This window comes from Gemmatimonadales bacterium (assembly GCA_036500345.1).
In the GTDB taxonomy this organism is placed as follows: Bacteria; Gemmatimonadota; Gemmatimonadetes; order Gemmatimonadales; family GWC2-71-9; genus Palsa-1233.
The window spans coordinates 29,438-45,834 of record DASYCE010000011.1 but is presented as its reverse complement, the minus strand read 5'-3'; the positions used below and the strand labels follow the sequence as shown (position 1 = coordinate 45,834).

The following is a 16,397-nucleotide window of genomic DNA, read 5'->3' as shown; positions in this document are numbered from 1 at the left end:
CCAACGCGGTGCGATCGTTCGCGCTGCGATTTGTCGTCGCGGTTGCGATCGCGGCACTCCTCGTCATTCTCGCGCTACCGCTTGTGGCGCTCCTCTTCAGGGTGCCACCAGCTTCGCTCTGGCATTACATCCAGCAGCCGATCGTGATCGAGGCGCTCAAGCTCTCGCTCTTCACCAGCGTGATCGCCACGATCGCCGTCGCAACGCTCGGAATCCCGGTCGCCTATCTTCTCGCCACCTATCACTTCCGTGGCAAGCGGTTGGTCGAAGTGCTGGTCGAACTGCCGATCGTCCTGCCGCCGACGGTGGCCGGTGTCGGGCTCCTGCTGGCGTTCGGGCGGGCCGGGATCGCCGGGAAGGCGCTGAGCGCGCTTGGTCTGTCGATTCCGTTCACCACGCTGGCAGTGATCCTCGCGCAGCTCTTCGTGGCGACGCCGTACTTCATCTCGGCGGTGGTCGCGGGGCTGCGCGAAGTCGAACCGAAATATCGTGATGTCGCGATGACGCTCCGTGCCTCGCCGATGCATCTCTTCCGGCGCGTGCTGCTGCCGCTGGCGCTGCCATCGCTCCTCGCGGGTGCGGCGATGTCGTGGGCGCGGGCGCTCGGCGAGTTCGGCGCCACGATCACCTTCGCCGGCAACCTGATGGGGCGCACGCAGACGATGCCGCTCGCAGTCTATTCCGCGCTGCAGAGCGACCTCGACAGCGCGGTGGCGCTCGCCGTCCTCCTGATCCTCTTCTCCTTTGCGATCCTCGCCGCACTCCGCTTTGCGCCATGGGGCGCGGCGATCGGCGGCAGGGACTCCGATGCTCGACGTCGCGGTCGTTAAGCGTCTCGGCGCTTTCCGGCTCGACGTCGCGTTCTCCGTCGACGCAGGGACGACGCTCGTCGTTGTCGGTGAGAGCGGATCGGGGAAGAGCACGCTGCTGCGGCTGCTCGCGGGGCTGGAAGTCCCCGACAACGGATCGATCGCACTCGACGATGTGGTGTACGCAGACGCCGCGCGCGATCTCATGATGCCACCGTGGCAGCGTGCCATCGGCTTTGTGCCGCAGGATTACGCGCTCTTCCCTCATCTGACCGTGTTCGAGAACGTCGCCTTCGGTTTGCGTGCGATGAGGACCGATCGGGCCGAGATCGAGTCTCGCGTGGCAGAATCACTGGAACAGCTGGGGATCGCGAAGCTCGCCGGCGCGCGCCCGCGAGAACTGTCGGGTGGTCAGCAGCAACGCGTGGCACTCTCGCGTGCGCTGGTCCTTCGGCCGCAACTCCTCCTCCTCGACGAGCCGATGTCGGCGCTCGATCTCGCGACCCGGCGGTCGATCAGGACAGCACTCCGCGCGATCCTCGAATCGCTCGCTTGCGCGACGGTCTATGCCACTCACGCGCCGTCGGAAGCACTCATTCTCGGCGATCGGATCGCGGCGCTCGAAGATGGACGAATCACGCAGATCGGCAGTCGAGACGAGTTCGTGAGGCGGCCGCGGTCGCCGTACGTCGCGGCGTTTCTTGGCGTGAACCTCCTGAGTGGCACGATGGTGGAACGCGCTCCGGCCCCCGGCGGCGATGGCGAGTGGCGGCGCGTCGCCACGACATGGGGAGATCTCTGGTGTGCGGCGCCGGCGCCAGGGAACGGCGATGCCGTGACACTCACGATTTCCCCCGATGTGATCACGCTGCATCGCGAACGGCCGGCGGATCGGCGGGGCATCAACGTGGTGCAGGGCGAGTTGCTCGAAATCGTTCCGGCGCACGGCGGCCGGCAGACCCTGATGACACTCGATGGTGAGCCGGTGCTCAGCGCAGTCCTGAATAGTGACCTGACGACATTCGGCATTCCTCGAATCGGCGAGACGCTCTGGGCAACGTTCGACGCGAGCGCGGTGACGCTAACGTTCGACGACTGAGCCGACCGGCTGTTCCTGCATCATCAGATTGAGCGGGCCGCGCTGGAAGTGGCGCTTCTGCTGCGGAATCCACCACGTTCCGTAGATCGCCGTCAGGATCTCCTCCGCGCCATCCGGCACGAATACATCGACCCCTTCGAAGCGGCGCACCGACAGCGTCTCGAAGGAGGGGCGTGGAAACCAGTATGCATGTCTGAACGCGTTCTGTCCTGGCGGATCGGGGATCCAGAAGTGATCGCGGGACTCGACCAATCGGTCGAGGTCGATCCAGAGTGGGACCTTCGGATGGATGAACGACACCTTGGTGTCGGTCTCTGCACGCAGCGTGTATTCCCGCGCAAGCATCAGGGCAGTCAATTCGGGGATTCGTTCGAACTCCCCGTCGGCAACGCCGAGATCGACGTCATGATCGCCGCGAATGAAGCCGCCCTCGCGAATGCAGCCGAGGAGTGTCCCCCACATCAGGTACGGCCGGATGCCGACCTCCGCCGCTGCGTCCATCACGTCCGCCATCATCCGTGCGCCGTGCACCTGGAGGCGGAAACTCTCCCTCGTCATCGAGCGAGTCGCCAGTGGCATCATCCAGCGCAGCGCCCGTCGCGGTGAGGCACGCAGGGCCGCCGGCAACTCCGCGAGCCACTGCAGGCGCCACGGCAGCTTGCCATGTGCAACCGCATCCCACGTGCGCCGCGCCAGCGAGCCGAACGACCGGCGTTCCAACTGCGCCAGCTCCACGACATCCTCATCTGCGTTGGTGACCGGCGCGGTGTCGTCGAGGCCGTACGATCCGAAGAACGGCGTCCGTCCTTCTTCCGCGGTCGCGAGTTCGACACATCGCTGGTAATCGTGGGCAGTATCGAACTCGCTCCACATCTGGCCGTTGGTGTACACCGGATGGAGCAGGCCCTGCTTGGCAAGCATGGTCAGGACCCAGCCGCTGTAAAGCGTGGTGCGGCCGCCGCCGTCGAGCTCCTGCTGCACGAAGTCGCGGACCAATGGCAAATGCTCTGGTGCGATCCTGAACGCCTGCGCGTCCTGGCCGAACGACTCTTCGGGCGGGATCAACGGACTGAGGCGCGCGATCATGCCATCGACGACCCGTACCTGGTACTCGTTCGGGTCATGATCTCGGAGCTCGTCGATCAGCATCGCCGTCCGTCGCGGCGATCGCACGAAGCGGCCGAGGAGATCGGGCTGATAGATCACATCCGCGTTGAAGACCGCGATGTCGTCGTCAGCGGGAATCGACTGCAGTGCCAGTGCGAGTGACGCCAGGCTGTTTGTGGTGGCGTAGTCGGGGTTGTCGATCAGGCGAAAGCCGGCGGGGAGACTGTTGCGAACATCATTGATCCGGTAGCCGCCCACCACGATGACCTCGTCGATCACCCCGGCGCGCTCGAAGGCGCTGGCGTAGAGATCGAGCGACGATCGCCCGTTGATCGGCAGGAGGCACTTCGGCATCCCGGTGCCGAGATCGCCGAGCCGCCTGCCGCGGCCCGCGGCCCGCGGCGAGGATGATGGCAATCACGCCGCGCGCAACCTCGGCCGACGTACTCCAGCGACGGTGAACGCTGGTTCGGATTGGCGACGACAAAGCTGCTGAGTCCCGCGTATCATGACTCAATCGTGACGCAGCATGTATGCCGGTGCAAGGCGGATCCGGCTTTATCCGGATCGTAAACGACGGATGCTGACAGCTTCTCGTCAGCTTGCCTGCTGGTCCGTCCGTTCGACCACGCGGGCAACCTGGCGCTGAACGAAAGTGGTGAAAGCGCCGGCTACGGTCCGATCGCAATGCCGCTGGCACCGCCGTTGACGGTGAGGGAGAGGACGGGAGTACTGCTGTTGGTGAACGGCGGAGCAAAGACAACGACCGTCGGCCCCCAGGTGAGGTAGAGCTTGCCGCTCGAATCGAGCGCGCAGCCGCTGATGCCTATGGTTCCTGAATTCATCGTCACCGCGGGAGTTGCGTTTGCGGTGAGCGGCAGCGAATAGATGTAGACATGACTGGCGATGTTGGTCCCCTCGCACGCGAAGAGCTGCGTTGCGCTCGCGGCGACTGCATCGAATTCGGTTCCTGGGGCGGCTGTCAGCGTTGTCGTGAGGATACCGCCGCTGATGACGTCGATCTGCGTTGCATTGCTCGCGTAGACCGTGCCGTTGGGATCAATGGTCATGCCGGCCGTGAAGTTTGGCGTCACCAGCTGGCTGCCTGGCGTCGAACCGCTGGTGAACGGCGGCGTATAGATGTGGATCGTGTCCCGCGCGCTCAGATAGAGTGCACCGCTCGGCAGGAGGAGCGGATACTCGACGAGTCCCACCGGGATCGTGGCATACGCACTGCTCGCCGATGTCAGCGGGAGCTGGAACAACGAGACGCTGAGGTCCGTGATCCGGGTTGCCACGAGTGTCGTCGTGTTGATGCTGAGGGAGCCGTTGGCATTGTACGGCACGCTGTCGACCGCCGTGCTGCTGGCACTGAGCGGCAAGTTGTAGACGAGAAGCTTCCCTGGTACGTCGTCCTGCCCGAGATAGAGATGCTGCGTGACCGGCGGCGGCGGCGGCGGAGGTGGTGGCGGTGGTGGTGGAGCGGGCGGTGGCGGGGGTGGCGGCGTGGTGGTGCCGTACCCGGAGCCGGAACAGGCCGCGAGGATCGAAGCAGCGATCAGTGCGGCGAAGCGGGCATGGAATCCGGATTTCATTGTTGGCTCATCGGACGAGGACGGTCGGCTGCGGCGCAGTCGGCGGGAGGAGTGGAGTATCGCGCCTGGGCGGAGGCTCCGCAACGCCGGTTGGGTCCGCAGGGTTCTACCTTTCGGGAGCTGGGTGGTGAAACGCCGTCTGAAGGCTGGGCGTGCAACAATTTCAATGGGAAGTTCACATGCCTGACAAACTGATCTTGATCACCGGCGCGACGGGACATCAGGGCGGCGCGACGCTCCGTCACCTTGTGAAGCGCGGCGGGTTCATGCTTCGTGCGCTCACACGTAAACCCGAATCCGACGCGGCGAAGGCCCTCGCCGCCGCTGGCGTCGAAATCGTCGCGGGCGATCTCGACGATGATGCTTCGCTGGCGCGCGCGCTCGACGATGCATGGGGAGTCTACTCGGTGCAGAATACGTGGGAAGCCGGGGTCGAGAAGGAAGAGATCCAGGGGAAGCGCCTCGCGCAACTCGCCCGCGACCAGGGCGTGCAGCGGTTCGTGTACGCGTCCGTCAGCTCGGCCCAGAAGGACACCGGCATTCCGCACTTCGACAACAAGTTCCGTATCGAACAGACGGTCAAGGGACTTGGCTTCCCGTCATACGCGATCATCCGCCCGGTGTTCTTCATGGAGAACCTCCTCTCGCCGTGGTCGCTTGCCGGGGACAAGCTCGCCATGGGGCTGGCACCTGATACAAAGTTGCAGATGATTGCCGTCGACGACATCGGCAAATTCGGTGCGAAGGCCTTTGCTGATGCTGACCGGATGGAGAACGCCGAAGTCGACATCGCTGGCGACTCCGTTACGATGACCGAAGCTGCTGCCGCACTTTCGCCGGTCGTCGGCAAGGCGCTCACGTACCAGCAGATCCCGATCGAGCAGGTGCGCCAGCAGAGCGAGGACGTGGCACTCATGACCGAATGGTTCGAGAGGGTCGGCTACTCAGCCGACATCGCGGGAACGGAACAGCGGTATGGGATTCGCGCGCTGACGTTCACCGACTGGGTTCGCACGCTGCCGCGCCACGCATAGCGCGGCGAACACGTCTACCACAGATGAAATACTACCGCCACAACTGGTACCATGTCGGAGGAATCCTTTTCGTCGCCCTTGCGTTTCTCTTGGGCTTCCGGGGGAGCAGCTTCAGCACCATTCAGCTAATCCTCATCTTGAGCTTCATGGCGATGCTGGCTCACCAGGTCGAGGAATATGCCTACCCCGGAGGATTTCCTACGGTATCGAACACGATCATGTTCGGAGAGAAGGCGCATCCAGACAGATACCCGTTGAACGCCAACCAGTGCATGATCAGCAACGTCTTTTTGACCTACCCCTTCTATATCCTGGCAATCTGTTTCCCCGGTATGATCTGGCTCGGCCTAGCCCAGATCGGTCTCGGCCTGTTTCAGACGCTCGCCCATGTCGTCGTGATTCCCATCAAGCAGAGAAGGCTCTACAACCCGGGGTTCGCGACAAACGTCCTCCTCTTCTGGCCGATCGGCGCCTGGTACATCTGGTATGTGGTGACGAACAATCTTGCGACGACGGAAGACTTCATCCTTGGGGGCATCGGTGTGTTCGCCGCCGCGCTGGTGTTGTTCCTCTTGCCGATCATCCTCCTTCGCAACAAGGAATCGAAGTATCCGTTTTCAGAAGCGGAAATGACGAGGGGTGCTCGCGGGGCGGGGCGTTCCTCCTCGTGAGGAAATGTCGGGAGCGAGGTCGATATTCTACGCACGGAGGCAGCCACGTCGGCTAGTCCGCCGTGAGCGGCGCCCCCAGCAGTGTCATCCCATGTCGCTCGAAGACGTCGGCGATTTCCTGGCGAGTCGATGCTGGATTCCGCGCCACCGGACCGAGATCCTCGTAGAATCTGTGGCCGCCGCCCGGCGTGTACACCACGATGATCTCCGCTGGTTCGGCGGTGAGGTTGAGAAACGCGTGGGGTACGCCGGCCGGGAGATACGCGAAGCCTCCCTCGTCGAGACTATAGGTCGATTCGCCGATCCGGACCTTGAACTTCCCCGTGAGCACGTGAATCGTCTCTTCTTGCCGGTGATGAACGTGAAGCGGTGGCCCGCCATGCGGTGCCACCTCGACGATGAAGTAGTCGAAGGCGCCGTTGGTGTCGTCGCCAGTGACCTTGAAGATCAGGTCGCGGCCCGGGCCGGATTGAAGGCGAAGTCCGGCGCCTTCAGGGAGGACATGCCGTTCGGGGGCGGTTGTCATGGGCTGCTCCTCGTGAGGACGGGGTGGCCTCTTCTTCAGTTGTGCGTCATTTACGCACGACGATCGCGGCCGCTGTCCGGGTCTCAGCGCGCCTCACCTCACCCTCAGCGCGGCGGCCAAGTCGATGGGAAGCCGTTTCCGCCATGAATCCGGCGCGTGAGCGCCGCCCGGCACCTCGAAATATGTCACAGCGTATCCTTTCGAAATCAAGGCACTCCGCAGATGGCGATTCGCATCGAGAATGGATGGCGCCGTCCCGCCCATTGCCCCCGTCGATTCGGTGGAACCGACATCCAGGAAGAACCGGATGTTCGCGCGCGGAGCAGCGGTTACTTGATGTGTAATCAGCTCGAATGGCGGGCCATCGCTCGCGTCAATGCCGCGCCAGAAGGCGCCGCTCTGCGAGACCACGTTGCCGACAATATCCGGGCGGCGCAACGCGATGTAGGCTGACGCGAGCCCACCCGCGCTCGACCCCGTGATAACCGTCCGTTCCGGCGCGTGGGTGACGCCGTAGTGAGTTCGCATCCACGGCACCAGCTCGTCGGTCACGAAGGTCGCGAACGGAACACGATTGCCGAGGTCGGCAATGCGTTCCGGACCCGAAGCATTGTCGATCATGACAGCCACAGTCGACGGAATCGCTTTCGCGGTGATCAGCGAATCGAGGATCCGTGGAAGCGGAATGTCGCCGGTGTAGACGCCTCCATCGAACGCGATCAGCAGCGACGTGCTGGCGCTGTCCGCCATGCGATATCCCGGCGGTATATATACCCACACATGCCGGTCCCGCGGCAACACTCGGCTCGGCACCTGATGTTCGATAACCTGTCCAACCGGCATCAGTCCTGCCAGGCGAGCTGAATCGCCAAACTCGATCCACGAACGTCGCGGCACTTCGGTGATGTATGCCTGATCGTAGTATGACGGCGGCATCTCTTCCCGATGAAACGCCTCTGCGGGGCCGAGATAGAGCAGCCCATCGGCGAGCGCATCGAATCGGTAATTGTTGCTGCCGACGAGCACCGGGGCGAGCCACGTCCCGGCCACCGCAGCAATACTCCTGTTGGGCCAGCGTTCGCTGGCGATGCGCATGCCGGTGGTGTCGCCTCCTGGCCATCCGGTAAACTCGAGTGCCACGTACATCGCCCCGGGAAACTGCGCCTCGACGCGTGACGTGGTATTGGGCGTGCCGTCACGCGGCGAGCCGCCGTGCATCAGGTGATTGCTGCCGAGGACGACGAGTGCCTTGTGCCGCTTCTTCAGGACGTCGTTGATGATCACATCCGCGAACGACACGTTGTTGTCGCCCAGTGCGGCCCAGTCTGCGGGTGTGTGCAATGCCTGCCAGTCCACGCGCGTGTCTCCGGCGAGCACGCGGATCCTGTGGCCGGCGGGAAGCTTTCGATTGACATCGCGAATTGCGGTAAGCCACCGCGTGTACACGGGCGAGTCCCAGCCGGCCACCTTCGTGGTGTTCCGCCAGATCGTCCGCAACGTGTCCTCGGCCACGGAATCTCCCGCAACGACGTAGCGGTCGAGCAACGCCTGTGACTGCCGGCTCGCGAATTCGACCACGATATCGTTGACGGTTCGCTGAAACTCCGGGTCACGCACCAGCGCGACATACAGATCGCCCGCTTCGCGCAGCGAGTGTGCCTCCGCGATTGCCACCACGGGATGCTGGGCAAACGCCGCGACGAGTCCGGCGACGGCTGGTTGCGGCCGCGCGGCGTATTGACCGCGAGCATTGGGCGCGAACGCTGGGGAAAGGCAGAGTGCGATAGCGATCGTACGGGCTGACAGTTTCATCGGATCGATCCTGTCCTGGGCAGTGAAGATGATCGATGTCGCCTCGATGCGGCGGCCGCTCCGGCGGCGAACGCGGTCGCAAGCATGATCACCTTGACCGCGCGCAACCAGCGTTCGGATGGCGCACCCTTTGCGACGTGACCGGCTCCTATGGCCAGCGTGACAATCAACAGGATCTGCGCACCCAGCCTGGCATCCTTGGCGGCAAAGCGCGCGGCGGCGTACCCGGCCATTGCGCCAATGATTGTCAGCAACACGAGATAGCCGAGACCAAATGGCGGGGCACCACGAACTGCAGCGATCCGCTCGAGCGGTGGAACCAGGGCCGCAATGAGGCCGAGGGTTCCGGCGTACGCCGCGAGCACCGCCGCGACGACGCGAAGCGCTGACCGGCAGGCCGCACCTCGCATTGCCACGAACGGGATGATCGAGCGGACTACCTCACGGCGATACCACTGGCGGGCGGCGGCCTCGCCGGTGGATTCGAGACGTTCTGCGTATTGCTCTTCCAGATCACCAAGAATGCTGTCGCGATACGGGTGCGTGCCTATGAGCGTCGACAGCAACAGTCGGGCGTCAGGCGGGGGCGTACGCGTCATGCCGGCCGCCATCCGAACGGCAGGTCGCGCAATTGTGCCCGGCGAGCCTTCGCGGCCGCCCGCAGTGCGCCCCGGCCCGAGACGGTCAGCATGAAGTAGCGTCGCGCGCGACCGCCGCGAACCGGCATGGGCTCTGATTCACGGGAGGTGAGCAGCCTCTTGTCCTCGAGGCGCTGCAGGGTCGAGTAGATCGCTCCGACGGAGTAGTCACGCCGTGCCCGGGTCGAGACATCCCTGCGTATCGCTGCGCCGTACGCCGCGTCGGCTTCGCGGGCCACCGCGAGCAGGACGGAGAATTCGAGGTCGCCCATGGAGGGTTGCATATGTTCTACAATACAGAACAAACGGGCGGGCGTCAAGGAAAGGGGATGGCACGCCATCAGGCGCAACGTCGCGTCAGCGCTTCGGAAGACGGGGCAAGCGAAAACCTCGCTCAGTCATGTAGACCCAAGCGAGGCGATCACTTCCAATTCATCGGGGCGCGGGGATTTGAACCCCGGACCTCCTGCTCCCGAAGCGTCCTACGCAAGTGCCCAATCACGCTGCAATGCCGGAGTTTCCTGAGAAAGCCCGCCTGTCTGCCGGGATGGTTTCTCTCGATTCGACACGAAAACGTACCTCAATGGACACCGGAACGGACACCAAAACGTGGTGTCCGTTCCGGTGTCCATTCGTCTGGGGGGGGGGCGGGCGCGTTCGAAGTCCGTTGAGGCGACATAGCTGCGGCAGATCTGCCTCGGTAACCAACAGAACTGCGCCTCGATTCGCGGTATACTTACAATCTAGGGCGCGAAATTCAAGGAGGCATGATGTACACACTGGTGAATCGAAAGGCAATCATCTTGTTTTCAGACGGGACGTGGCAGTGGTTGCCGGAACCTGTAATCGATCGGGAAGAGATCACTTGGCCATTGGGGTTGCCCAAAATTGAACCCGGGAAACCAGTCAAGATGCTCAGTCAGGATGACTTCTATCGCAGGCATGAGTTGATCAAAGGAATCTTTTTCGTCTACGTGAAGGACTCCAGCCTAATTCCCAATGGCTAGGTCTGAGGTTCCGATCCCTAAGGACGTTCGCGATTGGCTTCGCGCGACGTTCGCCGAGTGCAACTGGCGCTTGGCTCACAAAATGGCGCACATTCCCACGCTTCACGAAACCCACTTTGACCTTTCGCTGGTAGAACACTTCTCGAACGTCGCGGCGCCGACGGTTCTTCCGTCCCAATGGGTCGTACGCATGGACATCCATTACCTCGGTGGAATGCATCACTGGGGCTCCTGGGAGATCGCCGACATCGGCATTCTGTTCCTATTGCGCCGCGGTGGCAAAGTTCGAAAGGGCAAAATTGCGCTGCTGCAAAGCAAGCGCCTGTACCCAATCGAGCAAGATTTCGAGGAAGATCGGCCCATCGACTATCAGGTTGGCTTCGGGCGACTTTGGCAATCGGACCTATCATTTGCGAAAAGCACTGAAGCCCGGACGTTTTCATTTTCGACAAGCGCGCGATACAAGGCGCTGACAATTGACGACGAACAGTACCGCGCAATACGGGAGTACGAGAGGACACACCAGATTCCGGTCCACTACATGCTTTACCACCCTACTCGCATACCTCTGAGTCAATCTTTTCCGCTTTCGCCCCGCCCGTACCGCCGCCGCCGAAACGACGTCGGGGTTCGAGTGGTGCCTGCGGCCGCGCTACGCGACAGCCTAGCTAGTCGTGAGAAGGGATACAGCCCTTCCTACGGGGACCTGCTCTATCTGCTTAGGTCGCCCTTTGACGAGGAACAACACTCGGCGGGATGGCGACTTGAGACCTTCGTCGACGAACTAGTCAGCTGCCGCCAAGGCTACGTTACCACCTCTCCCAACGACGACGGCGTCCGCCGGGTGTTTTCCGAGCGTGGCGCGCCAATCAGCGCCGCGATTGCGTTGACAGTCGACCAGCCGGAGTAGTAGCCTAACGAAGAACGCACCGTCACGGCCACTGCCGCTGTTCGCCCTTCGAACGAGCGTGGGCACCTCGGGGGAGCGGCGAACTATCCTTACGACGGTCGCGGGAATTTTCGATAAATTGCCTCGTTTCCAGGCAAGAGCTAGGCGTGTTTCAAACTTCAAGCCGGTCACAGACCTCCGCCGGGCTTCTCAGTTCTGTCCGCCGGGCTACGCACCGATGGCAAGGGGACCATTTGGCGTTGACCCTGAGCCGCTGCCACGTATGCATCTGTGCCTTCGGCGCCGATCCCCCCATCTTGGACTACCGATGACTCGCCCTAACGGATCGCATGTTCGGTGCAGACTTTGTCCAGGCACCGGAACCGCGGGACTCTTCCTACAACCCATGCTTGACGCATGGGCGCGGGATCAGAGGATTCAATTGGCGCGAGGTACAGCGAACGCTTGCGCGGATGTCGACCCAACCTGGCCCCAATCCTTTTTCTCGTTAGCAGCTTACGCCGATCTTGTCTCCCTCGAACGGCGCCGGCACCAGTTTGGGTTCGATCCACGACTCTATCCCGTCATAGTCGATCAGGTAGTATTGGCCTGGAACTTTCGTTGGAGATCGGACGACGAAGGACTGCGATTCGTCGGCGATTCTCCTGATTGTTCCGGCCGTCGGCATATGGAGCTGATTTCGGCCACGGCCTTTCGCGCCGACTTGGGCTTGACGGACGGCTCGGCGCTCGCGCTCCAGTTTCTCATGAGCTAGCCCGGTGCCGATTCGAACGGCGAACTAACGGACTTTTCTGACCTGGCGCTGTGGTGGATGAACGTAAGCGACAAGAATGGCAGGCATTGTACTCGACGAGCACGGAGGGAGAGAATGCGAGCGAGATTTGGTCAGCTCACATCGGTCATCTTCGGAATTCTTATGATCGGCGCCCTCGGCGGTGGCCTCTACCTGTTTGTGGCTGGAATCATAGGTCGGTTGAGTCAGGTCGGTTCGGACGTCGGAAAAGCCATTGTCGGCGGTACAACTGCGATAATCGTGGCCGCTGCGACGGTGGTGCTTGGTAAGGCGTGGGAGCAACGCGTGAAGTTGCAGCAGGATCTTCGCGAGCGAAAGGCACCGGTTTATGAAAAGCTTATTACCACGTTGATGCGGACAATGGCGGCGTCGAAGTACCCGCATCAAAAGATGTCAGATCGAGAAGTCCAGGCTGCCATGCAAGGCTTCACGGAGCAAACGCTTATGTGGGGCGGAAACGACGTAATCAGAGCCTGGGGAATCGTTCGAAACCACGACTGGAAAGCATCTAGCTCAATCGACGGAATGGACAAGGTTGAGGCGTTGCTAAGAGCTATTCGAGTTGAGCTGGGTAACCGGGCAAAGCTCCAACGGGGTGACCTGATTTGGCTGTTCATCAACGACTACGACGCGAAGTCGGCCGAAGTCGCATCGAACCAGGCCACGTCGGCCGAATAAGCGAACCCGTTGCGTTCACGCGAGCCACAGACATGCGTTGCCCGTCTATCTGGCAGCTGTGGCTTTCTCGGCCGGGGAGGCTGGAATGAAGGTCTACACCCAGCAATCGAGCGTTCCACGAGCTGCCGTTCTCGGCGGCGGGGCATGGCAGCTCGCTGATCTCACCGCATTGACGGTACTTTTCGGCAAGAATGGCAGCGGGAAGAGCCTCTTGCTCCGTTCTTGGCGGGACCACAACCGAATCGGTACACACTATGTCGTTCCAGAACGCACAGGCGAATTCAACTACAACGCGAATTTTCTGAAGCCTCAATTGAGCGCTGAGGAACGCAGTCAGCAGTCACAAAGGAACTTTACACCAGAATACCGCAGCCACACGCTCGCGAGAGTGCAAGCGTATTTCATGGAGCGGGGAGCAGGGCGAGCAGGTGCAGTTGGGACTCCCGCGCCAGATGAGCTTGAGCGCTTTCTTTCCATGTTGTTGCCTGACTTCGACGTCAAGCTTCGAAGCGCCGTGCCGCCATATCGCCTTAGTCGCGCCAGCGACGGTCAAGAGATTAAGAATGTGGATCAATTGAGCAGCGGCGAAGCTCAGCTCTTAAGCATTGGAATCGACATTCTCACAATTGCGGCGATTTGGGAGCTTCAAGCGGGAGTGCCACGAGTCGTACTTGTTGACGAGCCAGATGCACATATCCACCCGGATCTTCAGGTCCGTTTTGCCGATTTCTTAGTACAGGTAGGCGATCGTTTTGAGTTGCAGTTTGTGGTCGCGACGCACAGCACGACGCTGTTGGCGGCGATTGGGCAATTCGGGAAAGAGAACACGTCACAGATCTACATGGATCGCACGAAGACCGAGTTGCACGCGGTGCCGTTCTCAGAAGCTCTTCGGGAGCTTGCTTCCGTTTTGGGCGGCCACGCGCTCATGGGCCCGCTCTTCGGAGTTCCGCTATTGCTTGTGGAGGGCGACGATGACTACCGGATTTGGAGTCAAGTGCCACGTCACCACATAACGTCATTCGCGGTGGTTCCGTGCGAAGGCCAAAAAATTCGACAATACCAGGTTAGTCTCGAACGGGTGTTCGCTAGCCTGAGGGACGACGCTGCTATGCCGGCAGGATTCGCTCTCCTCGATGGCGATCAACCGCTTCCGGTGGGAGACAATCCACAACAGAGGCATGTGCGGTTTTTGCGCACGGAGTGTCGTGAGGCTGAGAACCTCTACCTAACTACCGACGTTCTCGCGTCGTTGGAGCCGGGACTGACCTGGGATGCCGGATGCTCGAGGATCGAAGCTGCTGCGAACCAATTTGGAGATAAGGCTAGCCGCTTAGCGGCGGTACGGTCATGGGATAGAGTATCGGACGATGTGAAGGTCGTGATTTCAGAGATTAGCAAGATTCTGGATCCCAAGGGGGTACACTGGACGCAGCGTGTTGGTGCGGCTATCGGCAAGCAACGACCAACTGGCGAGCTCGCCCGTTGGCTGGGTGCGGGGGTCCTCGACGCGCTGTGGGGCGAGTCTCGTCCTGGCTAACAGGCTGCAAGCAAACCCGCGAGAACAATCTCGAATGCAACAGGGAGTGGTATCACGACTCCTCTCTCCAAATCTGGTACAGCTTTCAGCGCGACGCTGGAATTGAACGCTTGGGGCGGCGCCTCACTCGCCGGCGAATTGGGAGCGGCGTCGAATCGATCTGCGTGCGCACGGCGACGTGCGAGCGGCCTAGCGGTCGAATGTCGCGCCATCGGTACTCTGCATGTACGCCCATCGGCTGTAGGCAAAGCGCATGATAATGTGGTCGACGGGTGCGGCTTTCAGTGCTATGAGTCGGCATAAAATCGAAACGCTCCCGGTGCGCCGTAAGCATGTGCCGTCAGGTGAATCAAAGAAGGGCGAGCCAGATTGCCGCCACACGAGCAACGTCTTGCCCTCCGGCAGGGCACCGATTGGTTGAATCGTATAAATTCCGCAAAGAGCGTAGAACAAGGTTCCGAGTGCCAACACCGCAAGTGCGCCGATGATACGTCTCTGGGGTGTTGACACTAGGCGACGTCTTTTCCGCAATACCGACAAACCTTCGCCTCTTGTTGAATCATTTCGGCGCAGTATGGGCACTTCTTCTTGCCTGCCGCGATAGCTTCGGCTTCCAATCCTGTCTTGCTAGGCTTCATGATCAGAGCATGCGGTAGCGCAATAATGAAGAGTGCCGCGCCGTAAATCCACCAGAGCGCGAAGCTGTGTCCCTTGCTCTTGGCAATCGCAGCAGGCAAGAGTCCTATCAACGCACAGACGACAAGCAATTCCATAACGGCTCCGGCGATGCGAGGCGAGCGGAGATTATACGGCCGTTGGAGGTGCTTTGTTAGGGCGCTGCCTTGGACCGAGGGACTAGGAGCCAGGCGGGTCTGCGGTCGATAGGTCAACCCCGTCCCATGATATCCCGGAAGCGCAGTTCATCCTCGGGCCTTACCGAGGCGGGGACTCGGCCTTGGGCCGCGATCAGAATATCATTGGTGATATCGCTCTTCGATCCTAGGGCGCCGCGCGCAGCCTCATCGACAAGGAATCGTATGTCGCTCGCAGAGTAGCCTTCCAGTCTCGATGCGATTCCCTCAAAATCGAGGTCTGGGGCGACGGGGCGCTTGGCAAGATGCATGCGCAGCATTTCGATGCGCGCCTCCTGGTCAGGCGGGCCGACGTAGATAATTTTGTCGAGTCTGCCAGTGCGCCGAATTGCCGGGTCAATTTTCTGTGGCTCATTAGTGGCCGCAATTACGAACACATGTTTGTCTGAGCAAGCATTCAAATGCACGAGGAATTCATTGACTTCTTCGCTCTTGTATTGTTGATGACCGCCAAGATCGGCACGCGACGGCGCCAACGCCTCAAATTCGTCGATGAAGACTATCGCCGGAGCATTTTCGGCTGCTGTATCAAATAGCCGACGGATACGAAGCACGCTGTCGTGGATGTACGGGCTGGCAATCTCGGACGGAATGATCTCGACATAGAAGTGGCCGACTTCTTCGGCGAGCTTCCGCGCGATCCATGTCTTGCCGCACCCAGGCGGTCCGTAGAGGAGCACTCCGTTTGGAGTGCCTAAGCCATATCGCCTGTACGGCTCTGGATCGCGGATGGGTCCGACGACCTCCCTCTCGAGTAGCGATTTCAGATCATGCATCCCGGCGACGGCAGAAAGCCCCTTTCCCGCGCGTTCGCTCACTGCGAGGCCCGGACCGGCGATTGGAGGAGGCTTGGCGCTCGGTCCATTCGCTGAGTAGTGGTCCAGCTCGGCCAATGTGCTAATACGATCGGGTCCGTCCGACAGGCAACGCCGGAGCAGTTCGGCAAACGCCGGGCTGATCGACCTGACCCACTTCGATATGAGTGGCGCGGGTCCATTCACGTCAGCCAACGCGATGCCGGATGCCAACTCGTAGACAAGCCGGCCGGCCTCTCTCACCAGCCGAGCCTCATCAGGCAGATTCGGGGCAAGGTAAATCGGAAGCGCACGCGCCCCATTGGGCCGCGGCCACCAGAGCAGCGACGGCATAAGCAGCGGCTCGCCGCCGCACGCCATCGAGATTGCGGATACCGAGGAGAGGTCGCTGAGCAGTTCCAGTAACTCAGGCTCCGCCATGGGATGCCCATTCTGGCTCCCCCTCGAACCAAGCCAGCGGCCTGTCACCTCAACAACTGCGTCAAAACCTC

General features: G+C 61.4%; 15 protein-coding genes. 7 read left to right on the top strand and 8 right to left on the bottom strand.

The window, feature by feature from the left end; translation table 11 throughout:
* Window positions 1–8 precede the first annotated feature (8 nt).
* Complete coding sequence (locus VGM20_05730) at window positions 9–830, top strand: ABC transporter permease (protein HEY4100357.1); 822 nt, start codon at window positions 9–11, stop codon at window positions 828–830.
* Entirely contained in the window at window positions 808–1,908 is a 1,101-nt protein-coding gene (locus tag VGM20_05725) for an ABC transporter ATP-binding protein (protein ID HEY4100356.1), read from the top strand. Before VGM20_05730 ends, VGM20_05725 begins: the two co-directional genes overlap by 23 nt.
* Here VGM20_05725 and VGM20_05720 read toward each other — a convergent pair.
* Together VGM20_05720 and VGM20_05715 are read right to left on the bottom strand one after the other, a co-directional pair.
* Window positions 1,891–3,432: an NTP transferase domain-containing protein gene (locus VGM20_05720; GenBank protein HEY4100355.1), complete on the bottom strand. Its 1,542-nt coding sequence runs from the start codon at window positions 3,430–3,432 to the stop codon at window positions 1,891–1,893. The two genes, VGM20_05725 and VGM20_05720, sit on opposite strands and share 18 nt — an antisense overlap.
* Window positions 3,433–3,686: 254 nt before the next feature.
* A complete protein-coding gene (locus tag VGM20_05715) occupies window positions 3,687–4,610 on the bottom strand; it encodes a hypothetical protein (GenBank protein HEY4100354.1) in 924 nt (307 codons plus the stop codon).
* A gap of 179 nt (window positions 4,611–4,789) precedes the next feature.
* Between VGM20_05715 and VGM20_05710 the strand changes: the two genes are divergently transcribed.
* Window positions 4,790–5,644: an NmrA/HSCARG family protein gene (locus tag VGM20_05710; GenBank protein ID HEY4100353.1), complete on the top strand. Its 855-nt coding sequence runs from the start codon at window positions 4,790–4,792 to the stop codon at window positions 5,642–5,644.
* 23 nt (window positions 5,645–5,667) lie between these two features.
* The gene (locus VGM20_05705; protein HEY4100352.1) at window positions 5,668–6,315 is read left to right on the top strand and encodes an HXXEE domain-containing protein; all 648 of its coding nucleotides are present in this window, start codon (window positions 5,668–5,670) and stop codon (window positions 6,313–6,315) included.
* A gap of 52 nt (window positions 6,316–6,367) precedes the next feature.
* Here VGM20_05705 and VGM20_05700 read toward each other — a convergent pair whose 3' ends face one another.
* The 4 genes from VGM20_05700 to VGM20_05685 all read right to left on the bottom strand — a co-directional run bounded on the left by VGM20_05700 (window position 6,368) and on the right by VGM20_05685 (window position 9,575).
* Window positions 6,368–6,841: a cupin domain-containing protein gene (locus VGM20_05700; protein HEY4100351.1), complete on the bottom strand. Its 474-nt coding sequence runs from the start codon at window positions 6,839–6,841 to the stop codon at window positions 6,368–6,370.
* A 93-nt stretch (window positions 6,842–6,934) separates the two neighbouring features.
* Window positions 6,935–8,653 carry an alpha/beta hydrolase-fold protein gene (locus VGM20_05695; GenBank protein ID HEY4100350.1) on the bottom strand — a complete coding sequence of 573 codons (1,719 nt, stop codon included), beginning with the start codon at window positions 8,651–8,653 and terminating at the stop codon, window positions 6,935–6,937.
* Window positions 8,650–9,252 (bottom strand): permease prefix domain 2-containing transporter, encoded by a 603-nt coding sequence (locus VGM20_05690; GenBank protein ID HEY4100349.1) that lies wholly within the window; start codon window positions 9,250–9,252, stop codon window positions 8,650–8,652. Before VGM20_05690 ends, VGM20_05695 begins: the two co-directional genes overlap by 4 nt.
* Window positions 9,249–9,575 carry a PadR family transcriptional regulator gene (locus VGM20_05685; protein HEY4100348.1) on the bottom strand — a complete coding sequence of 109 codons (327 nt, stop codon included), beginning with the start codon at window positions 9,573–9,575 and terminating at the stop codon, window positions 9,249–9,251. The genes VGM20_05690 and VGM20_05685 overlap by 4 nt, the downstream gene beginning before the upstream one ends.
* Window positions 9,576–10,380: 805 nt before the next feature.
* Here VGM20_05685 and VGM20_05680 point away from each other — a divergent pair.
* The 3 genes from VGM20_05680 to VGM20_05670 all read left to right on the top strand — a co-directional run bounded on the left by VGM20_05680 (window position 10,381) and on the right by VGM20_05670 (window position 14,219).
* On the top strand, window positions 10,381–11,208 hold the full coding sequence (locus tag VGM20_05680; protein ID HEY4100347.1) for a hypothetical protein: 828 nt from the start codon (window positions 10,381–10,383) through the stop codon (window positions 11,206–11,208).
* A gap of 868 nt (window positions 11,209–12,076) precedes the next feature.
* On the top strand, window positions 12,077–12,679 hold the full coding sequence (locus VGM20_05675) for a hypothetical protein (protein ID HEY4100346.1): 603 nt from the start codon (window positions 12,077–12,079) through the stop codon (window positions 12,677–12,679).
* Window positions 12,680–12,764: 85 nt separating this feature from the next.
* On the top strand, window positions 12,765–14,219 hold the full coding sequence (locus VGM20_05670) for an AAA family ATPase (GenBank protein ID HEY4100345.1): 1,455 nt from the start codon (window positions 12,765–12,767) through the stop codon (window positions 14,217–14,219).
* A 509-nt stretch (window positions 14,220–14,728) separates the two neighbouring features.
* Here the strand turns inward: VGM20_05670 and VGM20_05665 are convergent.
* Both VGM20_05665 and VGM20_05660 read right to left on the bottom strand, forming a co-directional pair.
* Window positions 14,729–14,992, bottom strand: coding sequence for a hypothetical protein (locus VGM20_05665; protein ID HEY4100344.1), 264 nt, complete (start codon window positions 14,990–14,992; stop codon window positions 14,729–14,731).
* Window positions 14,993–15,105: 113 nt separating this feature from the next.
* Window positions 15,106–16,326: an ATP-binding protein gene (locus VGM20_05660; protein HEY4100343.1), complete on the bottom strand. Its 1,221-nt coding sequence runs from the start codon at window positions 16,324–16,326 to the stop codon at window positions 15,106–15,108.
* Window positions 16,327–16,397 lie beyond the last annotated feature (71 nt).